The following is a 16,984-nucleotide window of genomic DNA, read 5'->3' as shown; positions in this document are numbered from 1 at the left end:
ACCGTCAACCGCAACCAATCCCAGCCCGCCTACCGCAACGTAGAATGCGCGTCGTACCCCGTCTGAGACCGCCACTGGTCATACGGCACATTAGCCTCCGACACCGACCCGTTGAGCACGGCAAACGCGTTCTCCCCCGTGTCGTACGTATTGCTGTCGATCGTCACCAAAGGCTTCCCCGCATCGATCTGCAAGCGATACACGACCGTCCCAGAATTGCGCGACACCGTGTTCCCCGTGATTTTCAGGCCGGAGATGCTGCCCGCGAAGTCGCTGCCCGTGGCCAGCAGGAACGTGAACTTCTGCATGCCGCTGAAGGTGTTGTTGCTGATGGTGTTTCCCGCCGCGCAGCGCAGGACCAGCCCCGTGTCGCTGTCGAAGCCGGCCGGCCCGTTGCCGCCGATCGCCCGGTTGCCGGTGAAGACGTTGTTCGCGCAGCCTCCGCGGCCGCCCGTGCCCGTTTCCAGGACGCCGTCGTTGGCCTCGAACGTGTTGCCGGTGATGGTCAGGTTCGCGGCGTCGTAGATCTCCACGCCGCCGCCGTCGGTGCCGTAGTCGGTGGAGGGGCCGTGGTTGTCGCGGACCGTGTTGTTGCGGAAGACCGGGCCCGGATTCGCCTGCACGAACGTGGCGGCCAGGCCGTAGCCGCCGAAGTCGTCGTCCTGCTGCGTGCTGTTCTGGACGATCACGTCCTGGTCGTGGACGTCGTTGCCGTCGACCACGACGCCCTGGCCGCCGCCGCTGACCACGATGCCCGCCCCGTTGCGCATCACCTCCGAGCCGGTGACGTGCACGTCCTGGGAGTCGGTGACCAGGATGCCGTAGCAGCCGACGGGCAGGCCCGCCGCGTTCGTCCCGTGGCTGTCGCGCACCGTCACGCCGCTCACCGTCACGTCGCTGGTCTCGTCGACCCGGATGCCGCTGCCGTGGTCGCCGGTGATGTCGACGTCGGCGTTCGGCTTCGGCACGCAGCCGCGGACCGTGAGGCCGGCGATCGTCGTGCCGCTCGCCGTCACGAGGATGCCGTCGCGCACCCCGGACCTGCCCTTGACCGTCGCGTGCTCGTTCGGGGCGCTCATCACCGTCAGGTTCGGCCGGGCGACCGTGAACGGGTCGTACGTACCCTCTCGCACGAAGATCTTTGATCCGGCCGGCGCGGCCTCGACGGCGTGCGCGACGGACCGCCAGGGGTGTGCGGGTGTGCCGTCGGCGTCGTCGGAGCCGCGGGTGGAGACCCAGTAGCCCGGCCCGGCCGCGTCGACGTCCGGCGGCGCCTCGTAGAGCCAGAAGCGGTATCCGGCGGCCGCGGCACCTCCGGCGACGAGGACCGCGATCAGGGCGAGCCACCGGCGGGAACGGCCGGCGCGGTGCGTTCCGCTCACCCGGTGAAGACCGGGTCGGCCGACATCGCCTGGTACGCCTTCAGGGACGCGGCGGTCGAGTCGATGCGCCACTTCTCGGTGGAGCCGGGGTGGGTGTCCGTGTCGAACCAGACGACGGCGCCGACCGCGGGCCGGGTCTTGACCCATGCGTGGAACGCCGTGATCCAGTCGGGTTTCGTGCTGCCGCCCCGGTCGACCGCCGAGACCTCGGTGATCATGATGGGCTTGCGTGCCGCGTACGTCTCGTAGAACTGGTCGAACATGTCGCCGGGGGTCTGGCCGTCGGCGTAGCCGGAGACGCCGGCCCAGTCCACGTACCCGTCGCCGGGGTAGTACCGCGTCCAGGCGTTCCAGTCCTCGTCGGGGTAGGAGTTCCAGTTCGGGCTCCACACCCAGCTCACGTTCTCGGCGCCCTCGTCCTGGAAGATCTTGTGGATCCGCCGGTACGCCGGCACGTAGCTCGCGGCGTTCTCACTGACGGCCTTGCGGTTCATGTCCCACGCCCAGCGCAGGAGCGTGGGCACCTTGCGCTCGGCCAGGCGCCGGGCCGCCCTGGCGATGAGCTTGTCCGCGCTGCCGTTGGTGACCTGCTGGTAGCCGGGCCCGCGCCACGACATCATCACGGTGCTGCGCGAGGTCACGTACGACAGCGACACCGGCAGCGTGTCGGTCCACGAATAGAACCGGTGCACGATCCGTTCGGGCCGGCCCAGCTGTCTCTCGCGCAGCGCGATGCCTTCCGCCGTCGAGAGACCTTTGAGCTGGGTGTACGCCCCGAGCATCACCTTGCCGCCCGGGTCGGGAACGGTGCCGCCGCCCGGCGAGGACGGGGACGTGGCGGGCGACTCGATCGGCGGCGGGGTCTCGTCGGAGCGGTACGTCTTGCAGCCGGCCAGGGGCAGGGCGGCCAGCGCGCTCAGGCCGAGCAGGCTGCGGCGCCTCATGTCAGGTTCTTCCCGAGGGCCCGCGCGACGCGGCGCGCGACCCGCCAGCCGGGCTGGGCGATCTGCTTGAGCCTGGGCGCCAGGCCGGTCTCGCCCGTCTGGGCCAGGGCGACCAGGTCGGCGCCGCGGTGGCCGGGGGTGGGCTGCAGGCGGGGCACGGCGAGGCGCTTCTCGCCGGGGGTGTGCAGGCGGCGGCCGACTTCCGTGGCGTTGTCGTAGCCGGCGGACGCCACGAGGTCGCGCACCCGGCGGCTGTGGTAGCCGTGCGGGTAGGCGAACGACCGTACCCGCGTCTGAAGCCTCTGCTCGAGCTGCTGGTGGCTGTCGAGGATCTCGGCGCGCAGCTGCCGGGGTGGGAGCACGTCGAGCGGGTGGTGGATCATGCTGTGGTTGCCGATCTCGACGCCGGCGGCGGCCACCTCGCTCAGCTCGTCCCAGGTGAGCAACGGGCCGAAGTCGGGCGCCCATCGGCCGAGCCAGCCGGCCGTGCCGCCGAGATGGCCGACCGAGGCGTACAGGGTCGCGCCGGCGCCGGTCTCCCGCAGAATGGGCACGCCCTCGGTGAGGAAGTCGCGGTAGCCGTCGTCGAAGGTGACCGCCAGCAGCCGGTCGGTGCTGCCCTGGTCGATCAGGTCGAGCGCCTCGGTCAGGCCCACCAGGCGGTAACCGGCGGCCCGCAGCGCGCTCAGCTGCTCCCGGAGCAGTGCGGGCGGCACCGCGAGATCACGCATGGGGCCGCCGACCGCGGACACGGAGTGGTACATCAGCACCGGCAATACGGTCACGGGGTTGACCTCCTGATGGTCCACGCTAGGCGGAACACCCCGCGCTTTTGTGCGGTTTTGTCCCTCTGCCGAAAGTCGTAGTCGCCTCTCCCGCTCCGGGCAGAGGCGCGCGGAGCGCCGACCCGGAAGGCTGAGGCCATGGCATTCGATCCACTGCGCTGCGCGGAGGCCACTGGTCAGGCGGCATTTGTGCTGGGGATCGCCGTCTTTCCGGTGGCGTGGCGCGGCCTCGACGGCGCGGTGGGCGCGGTGCTCGCCGGCATGCTCGTGATCACCAGTGCGGGCATCTACGCGCTGCACGCGGTCACGTTCGACTCGTTCCGCATTTTGAACTCCCGCGCGGCCGCGCCCGTATCTGGAGGCGACGACGGTCCGCTGCACCACCGGGAGCGATCGAGATGTTCCGACTTATCTACCTGCACGCCGAGAGCGGCAGCCCGCGCATCAGCGTCGAGTCCGACGGCTACGTCAGCGCCCGGACCGCGCTGACCCGATACCGCAGCGCTCCCGCCGCGTATTTCGGCGTCGGCCGGTTCGACCACGAGGGCACGCTCGCCGAGATCATCCTGGACCGGCTGTGCGGGCCGCTCGGCGACTGCCCGCGGCCCGCTTCCCTGGTGCACGCGGCGACGTACCACCGGCTCTGCGAGACGTGCGCCGCAGGGCTGGACGTGCTCACCGTGCCCGAGCTGGCCCGGCTGCTCGGCATCGCCTGCCGCCTCGCCCCGGTGCCGGCACGGGCCGGCCGGCACGCCGCGCCCGAGGAGCCGTCGCCGGCGGGCAACCGGATCGCCCGCGAGCTGGCCACCCACGTCGACGACCCGGACTGGCGCCGGGAGCTCTGCGTCGAGCTGGTGCGCACGCCCGGCGCGGTCAACGGGCTGCTCATCGGCGTGGGCGCGCTGACCCACCGGGACGTGCTGGACCTCTACCCACGGTTGCGGGCGCTCGCCGACGAGCTTCCGGCATGCGTACGCGAGGAGCTGTCCCGTGCCACCGCCCGGCCGCTCTCGCCCGCGGGCGTGGCCGGACTGCGCCTCGGCCTATCGCGGTGACGTGACCGCGCTGTGCCGGCCGCGCGCGTGCACGCGCAGCAGGGTGCCGTCGCGCTCCCGCACGGACAGCCGATCGCCCGACCAGCGCACCTCGACGACGGCGGTGAAGCCGGCCGCGTACACCTGAGGTGCCTGACCCGGCACCACCCGCCACAGGCGCGCCCTGCCCGGCACGGCGGCGACCTCACCGACATAGAAGGCGCCGTCGGGTCCCCGCGCGACGCCGCTGGCCATCGGGCGCAGGGCGAGAGGTCCCGCGTACGGGAAGACGGCCACTGTCGTCCGGCGCGCGCGTGGCGCCAGGCGGACCAGCGACGACCCCTCGGTGACATAGACGCGGCCGCGCGGATCGACCTCCTGCTGAGCCGGCACGCCCAGCAGCGCGGCGCTCAGCAGGGCAACCAATGTGATCATGTTGTACCCCCGTGCAGCCGACCCTGCCCGAGGCCGGCCGGGACCGCAGTCCTTGATCCGACGCCGGCCCGGTAGGTTCCGGCCATGACCATCACGTTCCAGGGCCTCGCCGAACGGGCGCGCGGGCTCGTGGCGGGCGGCGGGCGCGCGGTGCTCGGCATCGCCGGGCCCCCGGCCGCGGGCAAGACCACCCTCGCCGAGGAGCTGGTCGCCACGCTGGCCCCGGCGCCACCGCCCGGGCTGGTCGCGGGCGCGTGGGTGGCGCACGTGCCGATGGACGGCTTCCACCTGGCCGACGTCGAGCTGGAACGGCTGGGCCGCCGCGACCGCAAGGGCGCGCCGGACACGTTCGATCCGCTCGGCTACGCCGCCCTGCTGCGCCGGGTGCTCGCCGACGAGGACGACGTGGTCTACGCGCCCGGCTTCGAGCGGGTGATCGAGCAGCCGATCGCCGGGGCGATCCCGATCGGCCGCGACGCCCGGCTGGTCGTCAGCGAGGGCAACTACCTGCTGCTCGACGATCCGCTGTGGCGCCCGGTGCGGGGCCTGTTCGCCGAGGTCTGGTACGCCGACCTGGACCACCCGACCCGGATGCGGCGGCTCATCGACCGGCACGTGCGGTTCGGCAAGCCGCCGTCCGACGCCGAGGCGTGGGCCACCGGCACCGACGAACGCAACGCCCAGCTCATCGCGGCCTCCCGTCCCCGGGCCGACCTGATCGTGCCGGCCGAGGTTATCCACAGGGTCGGCAGCGCGCCGTCCTGAAGTGGCATGCTTCAGGCGTGTCAGTTGGTGAAGCAGTCGAGACCGAGCCGCGCCGGCGGCCGGGCCGGGCCGTCCGATTCGCGCTGATCGTGGTCGCCGTCCTGGCGCTGCTGTTCGGCGTGCCGTGGTGGACGCTGCTCGGCTCCGGCAACGACTGGCCCACGGGCGTGTTCGTGACCGGCACGGTGATCTTCGCGGTGGCCCTGGCCGCCTTCCCGGTGCTGATGTTCACCGGCCACGGCCGCAACCATCGCGACGGCGCCGCGGTCGTCGCCGACACGACGCTCGGCGTCATCTGGGTCCTGTTCGTCCAGTCCCTGTTCGGCCAGGTGCTCACCCTGCTCCTCTGGGCCTTCGGCGTGGGCGCCCCGGCTCGCTCGCGCATCGCCACCGTCGTGGTCGCCGTGGTCTCCCTGGTCCTGCTCCTTTGGGGGTATGCGGAAGCGAGACGTGTCCCCCGCGTGCGGCGCGTCGACGTGACAGTGCCCCGCCTGGGCCGGGGGCTCGACGGGCTGCGGCTGGTGCTGCTCACCGACACCCACTACGGCCCGATCGACAGGTCCCGCTGGTCGCGCCGGGTCACCGAGGTGGTCAACACGCTCGACGCCGACGTGGTGGCCCACACCGGCGACATCGCCGACGGCGAGGTCGCCCAGCGGCGCACCCAGGCGGCGCCGCTCGCCGACATCCGGGCGTCGATGGCCCGCGTCTACGTGACCGGCAACCACGAATACTTCAGCGGCGCCCAGCGCTGGGTCGAGCACATGGCCTCGCTGGGCTGGGAGGCGCTGCACAACCGCTACGTCGAGGTCACCCGCGACGGCGCCACCCTGATCATCGCCGGCGTCGACGACCGCACGGCCGCCGGCTCGGGCGTCCCCGGCCACCACGCCGACCACGAGGCCGCGCTCGCCGGCGCCGACCCGTCCCTGCCGATCCTGCTGCTGGCCCACCAGCCCGCCCAGATCACCGGCGCGATCGCCCACGGCGTCGACCTCCAGATCTCCGGCCACACCCACGGCGGCCAGATCTGGCCCTTCCACTACCTGGTCCGCCTCGACCAGCCGGTCCTCCAGGGCCTGTCCCGCCACTCCGACCGCACCCAGCTCTACACCAGCCGAGGCACCGGCTTCTGGGGCCCACCCTTCCGCGTCTTCGCCCCCAGCGAGATCACCCTCCTGACCCTCCACGCGGCCCCCTGACCGCTCCACCCCTCGGCTGCTCGGCCCTTGGCCGCCCGACCCCTTGGCCGCCCGACTCCTTGGCCGCCCGACTCCTTGGCCGCTCGGCCCTTGGCCGCCCGACCCCTTGGCCGCCCGACTCCTTGGCCGCTCGGCCCTGATGACCGCTCGGCCCATCGACCGTTTGACCCTCACTTGCTCCGCCTCTCGACCGCTCGGCCCCCGACCGCTCCGCCCTCTGAACCGCTCGGCCCTCTGACCGCTCCGCCACCCAACCGCTCGGCCCCCGACCGCTACGCCGTCTCAACTGCTCGGCCCCCTGGCCGCTCGGCCCTTGGCCGCTCGGGCCCGCTGACTGCTCAGTCCCTCGACCGCTCGGATCCTTCGGCGCTCGCCCCCTGACCGCTCGGCCGCTCCGCTGGTGGGGGCTTTCGCCGTGCCCCCTCTCTGACCGCTAGGCAGCGACCATGGACGACCTGGACGCTGGGGCGGCGAGCCCTTGCGGCGCCGTGTCGTTCGCAGGCTGGCTGGCGGACTTGGCGGCCAATCCCGGGGCGGGCTTCGATCTTCGCGACGACACGCACCTGCGGAGATGGCGGGGCACGGTATATCGGGAGAACGGCGTCGCGGCTGTGACGTGGGCGCACCAGCTCATGTTCGCGCGAAGAACAGAATTGGCCGCGGTGCTGCTGCGTGGCCTCAAGCCGCGCGCCGAGAGCGTGGTGGTGGTGCCGCTGGAAGAGCTCGCCGTGCAAGTGTCCGAGCCACCGGCTTCGCGCAGCCTGCCCTTCGCCGGAGGTGACCTTTCCTCCGGTGTGGTCACGGTGGAGGACGTCGCCGTCCGCGGGCTGGAGCCGGCTGATATGGGTCTCGAGGCGGCCGACGGAGTCCATAACGATTCGGCTGGATCGTATCGGGAGGGTGCGACAAGTTCGGGACCTTCATCGCTCGTCCCCGCAATAGGGGTGTGGCCCGCATCGTCCGGCGGACAACCGCGGATGTATGACGGCCGGCCTTCCTGGGCGTGCTCGCAGGGATCCCAGGTGGTCTCGGCGGTCTTCGATCAGCCGGGTGATCTCGTGGTCGGGGCGGTGACCAGGCCGGTCTCGTAGGCGATCACGACGAGTTGGGCTCGGTCGCGGGCGTGCAGTTTGGTCATGGCGCGGTTGACGTGGGTTTTCGCGGTCACCGGGCTGATCACCATGTGGGCGGCGATCTGGTCGTTGGACAGGCCCTGGGCGACCAGGGCGACGGCCTCGCGCTCGCGGTTGGTGAGCTCGGTGAGCGCCGGCGTGGAGGTTGCCTGGCGCGGCTGGTTGACGTAGCGGTCGATCAGCCGGCGCGTGATCGACGGCGCGAGCAGCGCGTCGCCGCGCGCGGCGACCCGCACGGCGTGCAGGAAGTCGTCCGGGTGCACGTCCTTCACCAGGAAGCCGGCCGCGCCCGCCCGCAGCGCCTGAAAGACATATTCGTCCAGCCCGTAGTTGGTCAGGATGACCACGTGCACCCCGGCCAGCCCGGGGTCCGCCGCGATCCGGCGTGTCGCCTCGATGCCGTCGGCCACCGGCATCCGGATGTCCACCAGCGCCACATCGGGCAGGTGCAGCCGCGCCAGCTCCACCGCCTCGGCCCCGTCCGCGGCCTCCGCCACCACTTCGATGTCGTCCTCGATGTCGAGCAGCGCCCGGAACCCACTCCGGATCAACGGCTGATCGTCGACAAGCAGCACCCGGATCACAGGCCCCGATCCCCTCCCAGCGTCATCCCACGCTCCCCGTGGCATCTTCCGCCCACTCTCCGCTGCGGCCTTGTGCACCATCGCCTCCGCGCGCGCCGTCGGCGGGATCGCCGTCACGCTTCTGTCCGCGCTGAACCTCGCGGCTCAACGCCTGGCGGCCCGCTGCGCGTGCGACTTCGCGGCTTCCTGCACCGCTGCCCACTGCCCGGTCACCCTCGGGGCTCGCGGCGCCGGCGGCCTCGCGATCCCGTGAGCCGTCGCCCCCAGGATGCGGTAGGCGGCCGACCTCGCGATCCCGTGAGCCGTCGCCCCCAGGATGCGGTAGGCGGCCGACCTCGCGGCGTGGTGGGCGGTCGCCTTCGAGGGGTAGCTCGGCCCTGACGCGGAAGCCGCCCTCGGGGCGGGGGCCGGCGTGCAGGTGGCCGCCGAGGGCGGTGACGCGTTCGCGCATGCCGAGCAGGCCGATGCCGGGTGGTGGCGCGGCCGCACCGCGCGATGCCGCGCCGTTGTCGTCCACCTGGATGGTCATCGCAGTGGGTCGGTAGCGCACGCTGACCGTCGCGGCGGCGGGGGCCGCGTGGCGGGCGACGTTGGTCAGGGACTCCTGGACGATGCGGTAGGCGGTGCGCTCCACCGCCGCGGGCACGTCCGCCGGGCTGCCCTCGACCGTCAGGGTCGCGTCGACGCCGGCGGCGCGGGACTGCTCGACCAGGTCGGGGATCTGATCGATGCCGTACGGCGGGGCCAGGCCGTCGTCGCGCAGGGCCTCCAAGGTCGCGCGCAGCTCGCGGGACGCCTGGCGGCCGGCCTCGCGGATGGCCAGGAGCGCGTCGGGGACCGGTTCGCCCTTGCGCTCGGCCACGTGGACGGCGGCCTCGGACTGCACCTTGATCACCGAGATCTGGTGGGTGAGCGAGTCGTGCAGTTCGCGGGCGATGTGCAGGCGTTCCTCGTCGGCGCGGCGCAGGGCGATCTCCTCGCGGGTGCGCTCGGCCTCGTCGGCTCGGCGCTCGGCCTGCCGCAGCGCCTCGCCCGCGGCGCCGGCGGCGACCAGCCAGGCGATCTCAAGGACGCCGCGAGCCTGGGCCAGCGCCTCGGTCACGCTCACCGTCGCGGCCGCGGGCGGACCGGCCACGAGCGGACCGGCCACGAGCGCGACGACGGGCAGCGCGGCCAGCATGGCCACGCTGGTCACGACGGTGGCGAGGCGATGGCCGGCGCGCACGGCCGAATAGACGCCGACCAGGAAGGCGACGGCGACCACGTCGAACCCGGCCGCCTGGTAGCCCACCGTGCACACCCCGACGGCGATCAGCACGGCCACGGGTGCGCGCCGGCGCACGGCCAGCGCCAGGCCGGCGGCGACCAGCAACGCGTACCCGATCGGATGGGTCTCGGCCCCGGGCCGCTGCTCGACCAGCCCCGCGGTCAGCAGGACGCCGGCGACCCCCGCCGCGATCGCCGCGTCGACACGCGCACTGCCCATGCGGGCACCCTAGCCGGACATCGCGGCCGGCGAATCCCACCGGCGTGGTCCCCGCCGCCTACCACGAACGCGGTAGTCCGCCGTTTTCTCCCACGCGCGCAGCAGATCGAAGAGTCCACATCGGCACGACGCGCGGCCCCACCCTCGCCGGACAGCATCAAGCAACGCCATCGAACAGAGGGAGACACTCATGAGCGCCGCAGAAATCCTGGCCGCCGACGCGTACGGCTTGACCGCAGATCGCCTCATCGCCACCACCGCCGCCCTGGCGACCCTCGCCGGTGTCGTCGCCGGGATCCTGGCGATGGTCCGCCCCGCCGGGTCGCTGAAGCCCGGCATCGCCCTGGCCACCGGACTGGCCGGCACGATCACCGGGATCCTGGTGGTGGCCCTGGCGGACGGCGGACCGGGCACCGGCAACGGCATCGTCGGCGGCTGGGCGGCCATCGTGTTCGGCCTGTCCTCGGCCACTCTCGGGGCCCTCGCCCTGCTCCGCCGGCGCCGCGGGTTCCTTGACGGCGGGGTCGATCATGTGGGGGCCGACGTCCGAGGGAGATCGTCTTGACCGACTGGATCTATGTGGTGACCGACATCGAGGCGGACGGGCCGTGGCCGGGGCCGAACTCGATGCGCTCGTTCGCCAGCGTCGCGGTGACCGGCGACGGTACGGAGCTGGGCACGTTCGAGACGGTTCTCGAACCGCTGCCCGGCGCCGCGCCGAACCCGGACACGTACGCGTGGTTCCAGACCTTTCCCGAGGCCTGGGCGGCCGCGACCGAGAACCCTCAGCCGGCCGGCGCGGAGATGGCGCGCTTCGCCGACTGGGTGAAGGCGCTGCCGGGCCCGTGCGTCTTCACCGCTTCACCGATCGCGTTCGACGGGATGTGGATCGACTACTACCTGCGGCGCTTCACGCGCTACGGGCTGGTGCAGGGCCCGTACGAGAAGGATGTGCTCTTTGACGGCCGCCCGGGACTCTGCCTGCGCAGTTATTCCGCGGCGATCACCGGCCGTCCGGTGATGGACGTGCCGCCGGCCAAGCTACCCGCGGAGTGGCTCGGCAACATCGAGCACACCCATCGGGCGATCGACGACGCGCGCGGCTACGCCCATCTCCTCGGGGTGCTCTTCCGGATGGCCGGGCGATAAGGTCCACTCCATGCCGGAACGGATCGTGGGCGCCACCGGGCGCGGTTTTCTGCTGCTCGACTCGCACCCGGCGGGGTGTTTCGAGACGGTCGCGCGGATGCGGGCCGAGGCCGGGGAGGTGCGCGACGGTGCCGGGCCGGTCGCGCTGATCGTCGGGGCGACGGCGGGGTACGGGCTGGCGGCCACCGTGGCGGGCCTGGTGCGGCACGGCATCCGGGGTGTGGGCATCGGCTTCGAGCGGCCCGCGGGACGGCGTACGGCCACCGCGGGCTGGTACCGCGCCGTCGCCGCCGACGCCCTGGCGCGCGAGCTCGGGCACGACTTCGTCTTCCGGAACGGGGACGCGTTCGCCGACGCCACCAAGACCGAGACGCTCGACCTGATCGCCGAGCGGTTCGGCCGGCTCGACTACCTGATCTACAGCGTGGCGGCGCCGCGGCGCGCCGACCCGGGCAGCGGCGAGACGTTCCAGTCGGTGATCAAGCCGATCGGCGCGGTGCACACGACGCGGACGCTGGAGTTCGACCGGGACGGCACCCCGGAGGCGCGTGAAATCAGCGTGGCGCCGGCGACCGAGGCCGAGACAGAGGCGACGGTCCGTGTCATGGGCGGCGAGGACTGGTCGCTCTGGATGACGGCGCTGGCCGAGCGGGGGCTGCTGCACGACGGGTTCCGGACGGTCGCGCTGTCGTACATCGGGTCGGAGCTGACGTCGGCGATCTACCGCGCCGGCACGATCGGCGCGGCCAAGGCGCACCTCGAGGCCACCGCCCTCGACCTCGACAAGCGGCTGGCGGGCCGGGCGCTGACCTCGGTGAACGGGGCCGCGGTCACCCAGGCGTCCACGGCCATTCCGGGCATCGCGCTCTACGTGAGCCTGCTGCGTGCGGTGCTCGGCGACCGGCTCGAGTCGCCGGTGGCGCAGTCGGTGCGGCTCTGGGACCAGCTCACCGGCGCCGAGCCGTTCGACCTGGACGAGGCGGGCCGCATCCGGCTCGACCGCTGGGAGCTCGATCCGCGCGTGCAGGGCGAGGTGGCCGAGCGGTGGGCGGCCGGCGAGATCGGCGACGTCGACTGGTTCCGGTCGCAGTTCCGTGCCCTGTACGGGTTCGACGTGCCGGGCGTCGACTACGGCGCGCCGGTCGAGGTGGAGCTGCCCTGGCCCTGATCGTCACCAGCGGGCGGCGATCAGGTCGGCGGCGGCGAGCATCTGGGACGCGACCGGTTGCACGCCGCCGGCGGTGAGGATCAGCCCGGTGGCGACGCGGTCCGCGAGGCCCCACTCCCAGATCGCCTGAGGATCGGTGCCGGTACGGGCGGCCAGCCACCGGGCGCGGTCGCGCGGGTCGCCGGTCATCAGCTCGGCCGGGTCCTCCCGCATGAGCACGCCGAGATCGAGCTCCGGCTCGGCCAGGACGCCGTCCGGGTCGACCAGCTTGAACCCGTCGCCGTCACGCAGCGCATTCCACTGATGCACGTCGCCGTGACAGAGGGTCCGCGCCGGTCCCCGCCCGCGGCTCTCGGCGGCACGCAGGGCCTGGTCCACCGCCGCGCGACTGCACGGTTTGCCCAGTTCGTCCCAGCGGCGCGTGATCGTCCCGGCCAGCCGGACCGCCCAATCGGCACCCGTCGGCAGCCCGGCACTCGCCGGCAAGCGGGCGCCCGCCGGCGGCTCGGCGCCCATCGACGGCCCGGCGCCCATCGACGGCCCGGCGGTCATCGGCGGCCCGGCACCCATCGACGGCCCGGCACCCATCGACGGCCCGGCGCCCATCGACGGCCCGGCGGTCATCGGCGGCTCGGCGGCGGCATCGACCTGCCACAGGGCGGCCGCCAGGTCGCAGAGGATCTCCAGCCGCCGGGGCTGCGGAAGCGACATGTCCGACATGGGCGTGCCCAGTCGCTCGATCAGCAGCGCGCCACGATCACCGTCGGAGCGCAGCAGCCGCGCGCACCCCACTCCCCCGGCCAGCCGCAGCACGGTGATCTCGCCGGCCGCGGCACGCGGGGACGGGTGCAGCTTCAGCACGGCGGGTTCGCCGCCGGCCCGGGTCACTTCGAGGACGTACGCCTCCGTCGCGTCGCCGTACGCGGGCCCGGCCGTCAGCCCCCACTCGCGCGCCATCGACGCCACCAGCGCCGGGAGGCCGTCGAGCCAGCCCGTCGCACCGGTGTGCACGGCCTTCGCCCGTACCGCCGCAGGAAGATCTCGCACGACTGCCGAGGGTGACACAGGCGATATATGGCGTCCACGTAATTCCGTTGAAGAGCTTCCGGCCGCCGACAAGGATGGACAGACCGCCCCCGGTTCACCCCCTCCCAAAAGGACTAGTCAATGCGTCTGCTTCGCGACCTGTGGGTCACGTCGAGAGGCCGCACCGGCCTCGTGGCGACCCTCATCCTGCTCGGTGCGGCCGGGCAGGCGGGTGCTCTCGCGCTGGCCGGCGCCGTGCTCGTCGACCGTTCCATGCCGCTGTTCACGGTGCTCGCCGCCGCGCTCGTCGCGTCCGTGCTGAGCGACGTGTTCGTCGGCCTCGTCGCCTCCCGGCTCACCGCCGACTGGGCCGCCAAGGTGCGCCGCGGGCTCAACCGCGTCGCGTTCGGCCAGGACCTCCCGACCCTGGAGAACACGCCCGTCGGCGAGCTGCTCGACCGCATCGACTCCGACGTGTACGAGGTGGGCGCCCAACTGCGCGGCAGCGGCGTGCGGATCGCCCAGTCGGTGGCCGTGGCGGTCTTCTCGATCGTCACCGCGTTCTTCGTCTGGTGGCCGGCCGGCGTCGGCATGGTGCTGGTGTCGATCCTGCTCTACGTCACGATGAGCAAGCCGATCCAGCGCATCTCCCCGCTGCGCATCTCGGAGGAGGAGTCCTGGTCCGACCTCGCGGCGGTCATGGAGGAGTCGATCCACGGGCAGGACGACGTGCGGACGAGCCTCGCCGCCCCGTACGTCCGGCAGCTCTACGCCCGCCGCGCCGCCGAGGTGCTGCGCCGCGGCCGGCTCGTGTGGCGGTCCTCGGCGCGCATCACCATGGGCGCCGGCTCGATCACCCGGTCGCTGATCGCCGTGCTCGTGGTCGTCGGCGCGTGGGCGCTGTTCACCGGCCACATCGACGGCGCGCGGCTGACCGCGGTCTGGCTGCTGGCGCTCGGCTTCGGCGGCACGCTCGAGCACGTCACCCGCATGGTCCCCGAGCTGCAGAACGCGCTGGGCGCCTGGAGCCGCGTCCAACTGCTGCAGGACGTGCCCCAGGAGCCGACGGAGGGCGTGGCCCCGGTCGACGGCGATCTTGTCGTACGGGATCTGACGTTCCGCTACGGCGAGTCCGACAGCGGGCGGCCCCCGGCGCTGCGCGACGTCAGCCTCACCTTCGCGCGCGGGCGCTCGTACGCGTTGATCGGCCGCACCGGCTCGGGCAAGTCGACGCTGGCCAAGGTGCTGACCCGGGCGGTCGACGTGCCGCGCGGCACGGTGTTCCTCGGCGGCGTCGACCTCAACGACATGAACGTCGAGGGCCTGCGCCGGTGGACGGCGATCGTGCCGCAGCGCACCGAGATCCTCGCCGGCACCCTGGCCGAGAACATCGCGCTGTTCGACCCCGAGCTGCTGCCCAAGGCGCCCGGCGCGCTCGACGAGCTGGGCCTCGGCGCCTGGGTGAGCAGCCTGCCCGACGGCATCGACACCCGCCTGGGCGAGAACGGGTACAAACTGTCGGCCGGGCAGGAGCAGCTCGTCGCGTTCGCCCGCATCCTCGTCCGCGACCCGCATGTGGTGATCCTCGACGAGGCCACCGCCCGCATGGACCCGGTCACCGAGTCGTGGGTGCAGCGCGCCACCGACCGGCTGCTCACCGGGCGCATCGGCGTGATCGTGGCGCACCGGCTCTCCTCGGTGCAGCGCTGCGACGAGGTGGTCGTGCTCGCCGACGGCGAGGTGCTCGAGGCCGGCCCGCTGCGCGAGTCGCGGCGCTTCGCCGAGCTGATGGCGAGCAGCGCGCTGACCGTGCCGGCGGCCCCGTCCGGCGGGGGCGGGGTGCTGGTCGAGGAGCACGACTGGGACACGGCCGCCCAGGTCGAGCTCGGCGCCGAGGCCCTGGCCAACAAGCTGCCGCCGGTCGACCCGCCGCCGCTGCCCGAGCCGCCCAAGGCCCGCACGTTCCGTGAGATCGCGCGATTGACGACCAACGACAAGCGGTACGGTCTGGGCGCGGTCGCGCTGTTCGCGATCCTCGTGCTGCTCGGGCTCGACGGCGCGATCCTGCCGCTGCTCTGGTCGAACGTGGTCGACGGCGTCGGCAACCCGCTCTACCCGGCGGTCGGCATCGCGGCCGGCCTGCTGGTGGCCATCCCGACGCTCTACTACACGGGCGCCTGGTTCCCGGAGTGGTGGGTCCGGCAGATGCTGCGGATCAGCCTGCGCCTGGTGCACGGCCAGATCGGCCCGCGCCGGGTCAGCAAGCACACGCCGGCCGAGGTGGTCGCCCAGGGCGGCGACACCGAGCGGGTGGTCATGCTCGCCGACAACCTGATCGACAACGCCACCAGCCTCGTCATGATCGTGGCGATGACGCTGGCGTCGCAGTCGATCGTGCCCGCGCTCTTCTTCATCGGCACGATGGTGCTGTCGGGCCTGGCCGCGACGCTGTTCGGCCCCCGCCTCGAAAAGGCAGCCCGCCGTACGGTGGCCGCGCGCGCCGCGTTCGCCACGTCGCTGGTCTCGTCGCTGTCGGCGGCGCGCACGGTGAAGCTGGCCGGCGCGACCGAGCCGGTGCTGGCCCACCTGGCCCGCCTCGACGGCACCCGCAGCGAGCTCCAGCGGCGTGAGATCGCCATTCAGGTGTGGGCGCGCTCGACGCCGTCGATCGCCAGCGGCCTGCTGCCGATCGCCGCGTGGGCGCTCTACCTGGCCGGCTCGCTGTCGTCGGCGGCCACGCTGATCGCGGTGGCGACGCTCGGCTCGGCCCGCTGGTTCGCCTGGACGACGGCGTCACTGGTCTCCCAGTTCCCGTCGGCCCGGGTGTGGACGAAGCGGACGGTCGCGATGACCGGCGTGGCCGAGTACTCGGCGGACGTCCCCGGCGTCGACCTGTCGGCCGGCACGGCCCCGGCCCCGCCGAGCGCCCCGCGCAACCCACTGCGCCGTCTCGAGCTGCGCCACTTCAGCGCCGTCCACGAGAACGGCACGGTCGGCGCCCAGGACGTCGACCTGACAGTGGAGCGCGGCCAGCTCGTGCTGGTGGTCGGCCCGGTCGGCTCCGGCAAGTCGTCGCTGCTTCGCGCGCTGGCCGGCATCGTCCACCACACCGGCGAGCTGGTGTGGAACGAGACCCCGGTCAACGAGCCGGAGGTGTTCCTGCGCCCCAACCAGGTCGGCTACGTGGCCCAGCTCCCCCGCGTGCTGTCCGGCACGGTCGCCGACAACATCCAGCTCGGCCACGAGGTCGACGCCGCCGACGCGGTCTCCACGGCCCAGCTGGAACACGACCTGGCCGCGGCCGGCGGCGGCCTCCAGCTGCTGATCGGCCACAAGGGCACCCGCCTCTCCGGCGGCCAGCTGCAACGCCTGGCCCTGGCCCGAGCCCTGGCCCCCCGCACCGAGCTCCTGATCGCCGACGACGTCTCGTCGGCCCTCGACGTGACGACAGAGCTGGAGCTGTGGAAGGCCCTGCGCACCCACGGCGTCACCGTCGTAGGCTCCACGTCCAAACGAGCCGCCCTGAGCCAGGCCGACCACGTGGTCGTCCTGATCGCCGGCAAGGTCGAGGACCAGGGCACCTGGCACGACTTGGAAGACCGCTGGGGCCACCTGGCCGGCTGAACAAGCACCACCGAGGCTGAGAGGCGCCTTCCGTGGGGAGGGCGCCTCTTCGCGCACCGAGGGCTGCTTTTCCCAGCGCCCTAGCTTCCGAGGGGTGCGACGCCTCCGCGGCCTGAGTCCCGACGGTGCGTGGGTAGAACGAACGTTCTGTCTTGCGGCACTCGCTTGCGGCGGAGCCGCGCGAGCCCTTCGACCGCCTCGCGCTGGTTTCGCCTCGCGCTCGTCTCGCCCCCGCCCCGCCTTCACCCCGGGCCGCCTGCACTCCGC

At 72.9% G+C, this 16,984-nt stretch carries 15 protein-coding genes; 8 read left to right on the top strand and 7 right to left on the bottom strand.

Annotated elements, in window-relative coordinates; genetic code table 11:
* Positions 1 to 29 precede the first annotated feature (29 nt).
* The 3 genes from Ade02nite_RS26485 to Ade02nite_RS26475 are packed head-to-tail and all read right to left on the bottom strand — an operon-like array spanning position 30 to position 3,111.
* Positions 30 to 1,382, bottom strand: coding sequence for a right-handed parallel beta-helix repeat-containing protein (locus tag Ade02nite_RS26485; protein WP_203769457.1), 1,353 nt, complete (start codon positions 1,380 to 1,382; stop codon positions 30 to 32).
* On the bottom strand, positions 1,379 to 2,326 hold the full coding sequence (locus Ade02nite_RS26480) for a glycoside hydrolase family 26 protein (protein WP_203769455.1): 948 nt from the start codon (positions 2,324 to 2,326) through the stop codon (positions 1,379 to 1,381). The genes Ade02nite_RS26485 and Ade02nite_RS26480 overlap by 4 nt, the downstream gene beginning before the upstream one ends.
* Positions 2,323 to 3,111 (bottom strand): polysaccharide deacetylase family protein, encoded by a 789-nt coding sequence (locus tag Ade02nite_RS26475; RefSeq protein ID WP_203769453.1) that lies wholly within the window; start codon positions 3,109 to 3,111, stop codon positions 2,323 to 2,325. The genes Ade02nite_RS26480 and Ade02nite_RS26475 overlap by 4 nt, the downstream gene beginning before the upstream one ends.
* Before the next feature lie 398 nt (positions 3,112 to 3,509).
* On the opposite strand from Ade02nite_RS26475, the gene Ade02nite_RS26470 reads away from it, so the two are divergent.
* Complete coding sequence (locus Ade02nite_RS26470; protein WP_203769451.1) at positions 3,510 to 4,166, top strand: hypothetical protein; 657 nt, start codon at positions 3,510 to 3,512, stop codon at positions 4,164 to 4,166.
* On the opposite strand, the gene Ade02nite_RS26465 is transcribed toward Ade02nite_RS26470, so the two are convergent.
* The gene (locus Ade02nite_RS26465) at positions 4,155 to 4,580 is read right to left on the bottom strand and encodes a hypothetical protein (RefSeq protein WP_203769449.1); all 426 of its coding nucleotides are present in this window, start codon (positions 4,578 to 4,580) and stop codon (positions 4,155 to 4,157) included. The two genes, Ade02nite_RS26470 and Ade02nite_RS26465, sit on opposite strands and share 12 nt — an antisense overlap.
* A gap of 84 nt (positions 4,581 to 4,664) precedes the next feature.
* Here Ade02nite_RS26465 and Ade02nite_RS26460 point away from each other — a divergent pair, with 84 nt between their 5' ends.
* The 3 genes from Ade02nite_RS26460 (at position 4,665) to Ade02nite_RS26450 (ending at position 7,638) form a co-directional block, all read left to right on the top strand.
* Positions 4,665 to 5,345 carry a nucleoside/nucleotide kinase family protein gene (locus tag Ade02nite_RS26460; protein ID WP_203769447.1) on the top strand — a complete coding sequence of 227 codons (681 nt, stop codon included), beginning with the start codon at positions 4,665 to 4,667 and terminating at the stop codon, positions 5,343 to 5,345.
* Positions 5,346 to 5,362: 17 nt separating this feature from the next.
* Positions 5,363 to 6,547: a metallophosphoesterase gene (locus tag Ade02nite_RS26455; RefSeq protein WP_203769445.1), complete on the top strand. Its 1,185-nt coding sequence runs from the start codon at positions 5,363 to 5,365 to the stop codon at positions 6,545 to 6,547.
* 446 nt (positions 6,548 to 6,993) lie between these two features.
* A complete protein-coding gene (locus Ade02nite_RS26450) occupies positions 6,994 to 7,638 on the top strand; it encodes a hypothetical protein (RefSeq protein WP_203769443.1) in 645 nt (214 codons plus the stop codon).
* Here the strand turns inward: Ade02nite_RS26450 and Ade02nite_RS26445 are convergent.
* Together Ade02nite_RS26445 and Ade02nite_RS26440 are read right to left on the bottom strand one after the other, a co-directional pair.
* Complete coding sequence (locus Ade02nite_RS26445) at positions 7,590 to 8,264, bottom strand: response regulator (RefSeq protein WP_203769441.1); 675 nt, start codon at positions 8,262 to 8,264, stop codon at positions 7,590 to 7,592. The two genes, Ade02nite_RS26450 and Ade02nite_RS26445, sit on opposite strands and share 49 nt — an antisense overlap.
* A 22-nt stretch (positions 8,265 to 8,286) precedes the next feature.
* Entirely contained in the window at positions 8,287 to 9,750 is a 1,464-nt protein-coding gene (locus Ade02nite_RS26440; protein ID WP_203769439.1) for a sensor histidine kinase, read from the bottom strand.
* Between the two features lie 190 nt (positions 9,751 to 9,940).
* Between Ade02nite_RS26440 and Ade02nite_RS26435 the strand changes: the two genes are divergently transcribed.
* The 3 genes from Ade02nite_RS26435 to fabV are packed head-to-tail and all read left to right on the top strand — an operon-like array spanning position 9,941 to position 12,067.
* The gene (locus Ade02nite_RS26435; RefSeq protein ID WP_203769437.1) at positions 9,941 to 10,315 is read left to right on the top strand and encodes a DUF6223 family protein; all 375 of its coding nucleotides are present in this window, start codon (positions 9,941 to 9,943) and stop codon (positions 10,313 to 10,315) included.
* Positions 10,312 to 10,899, top strand: coding sequence for a 3'-5' exonuclease family protein (locus Ade02nite_RS26430; RefSeq protein WP_203769435.1), 588 nt, complete (start codon positions 10,312 to 10,314; stop codon positions 10,897 to 10,899). Before Ade02nite_RS26435 ends, Ade02nite_RS26430 begins: the two co-directional genes overlap by 4 nt.
* Positions 10,900 to 10,909: 10 nt before the next feature.
* Positions 10,910 to 12,067 carry an enoyl-[acyl-carrier-protein] reductase FabV gene (fabV, locus tag Ade02nite_RS26425; protein WP_203769433.1) on the top strand — a complete coding sequence of 386 codons (1,158 nt, stop codon included), beginning with the start codon at positions 10,910 to 10,912 and terminating at the stop codon, positions 12,065 to 12,067.
* Between the two features lie 3 nt (positions 12,068 to 12,070).
* Here fabV and Ade02nite_RS26420 read toward each other — a convergent pair whose 3' ends face one another.
* Positions 12,071 to 13,114, bottom strand: coding sequence for an aminoglycoside phosphotransferase family protein (locus tag Ade02nite_RS26420; protein WP_203769426.1), 1,044 nt, complete (start codon positions 13,112 to 13,114; stop codon positions 12,071 to 12,073).
* A gap of 120 nt (positions 13,115 to 13,234) precedes the next feature.
* Between Ade02nite_RS26420 and Ade02nite_RS26415 the strand changes: the two genes are divergently transcribed.
* The gene (locus Ade02nite_RS26415; RefSeq protein WP_203769418.1) at positions 13,235 to 16,717 is read left to right on the top strand and encodes an ATP-binding cassette domain-containing protein; all 3,483 of its coding nucleotides are present in this window, start codon (positions 13,235 to 13,237) and stop codon (positions 16,715 to 16,717) included.
* Positions 16,718 to 16,984: the final 267 nt, after the last annotated feature.

The organism is Paractinoplanes deccanensis (genome assembly GCF_016862115.1).
Taxonomy (GTDB): domain Bacteria; phylum Actinomycetota; class Actinomycetes; order Mycobacteriales; family Micromonosporaceae; genus Actinoplanes; species Actinoplanes deccanensis.
Note: the sequence above shows the minus strand (reverse complement) of the source record. Positions and strands in the feature narration are given on the sequence as shown.

Bases quoted from the DNA above. Each gene is read 5' to 3' on its own strand.
- Ade02nite_RS26480 (WP_203769455.1), bottom strand. From the start codon at position 2,326: ATGAGGCGCCGCAGCCTGCTCGGCCTGAGCGCGCTGGCCGCCCTGCCC.
- Ade02nite_RS26470 (WP_203769451.1), top strand. From the start codon at position 3,510: ATGTTCCGACTTATCTACCTGCACGCCGAGAGCGGCAGCCCGCGCATC.
- Ade02nite_RS26465 (WP_203769449.1), bottom strand. From the start codon at position 4,580: ATGATCACATTGGTTGCCCTGCTGAGCGCCGCGCTGCTGGGCGTGCCG.
- Ade02nite_RS26460 (WP_203769447.1), top strand. From the start codon at position 4,665: ATGACCATCACGTTCCAGGGCCTCGCCGAACGGGCGCGCGGGCTCGTG.
- Ade02nite_RS26450 (WP_203769443.1), top strand. From the start codon at position 6,994: ATGGACGACCTGGACGCTGGGGCGGCGAGCCCTTGCGGCGCCGTGTCG.
- Ade02nite_RS26440 (WP_203769439.1), bottom strand. From the start codon at position 9,750: ATGGGCAGTGCGCGTGTCGACGCGGCGATCGCGGCGGGGGTCGCCGGC.
- Ade02nite_RS26435 (WP_203769437.1), top strand. From the start codon at position 9,941: ATGAGCGCCGCAGAAATCCTGGCCGCCGACGCGTACGGCTTGACCGCA.
- fabV (WP_203769433.1), top strand. From the start codon at position 10,910: ATGCCGGAACGGATCGTGGGCGCCACCGGGCGCGGTTTTCTGCTGCTC.
- Ade02nite_RS26415 (WP_203769418.1), top strand. From the start codon at position 13,235: ATGCGTCTGCTTCGCGACCTGTGGGTCACGTCGAGAGGCCGCACCGGC.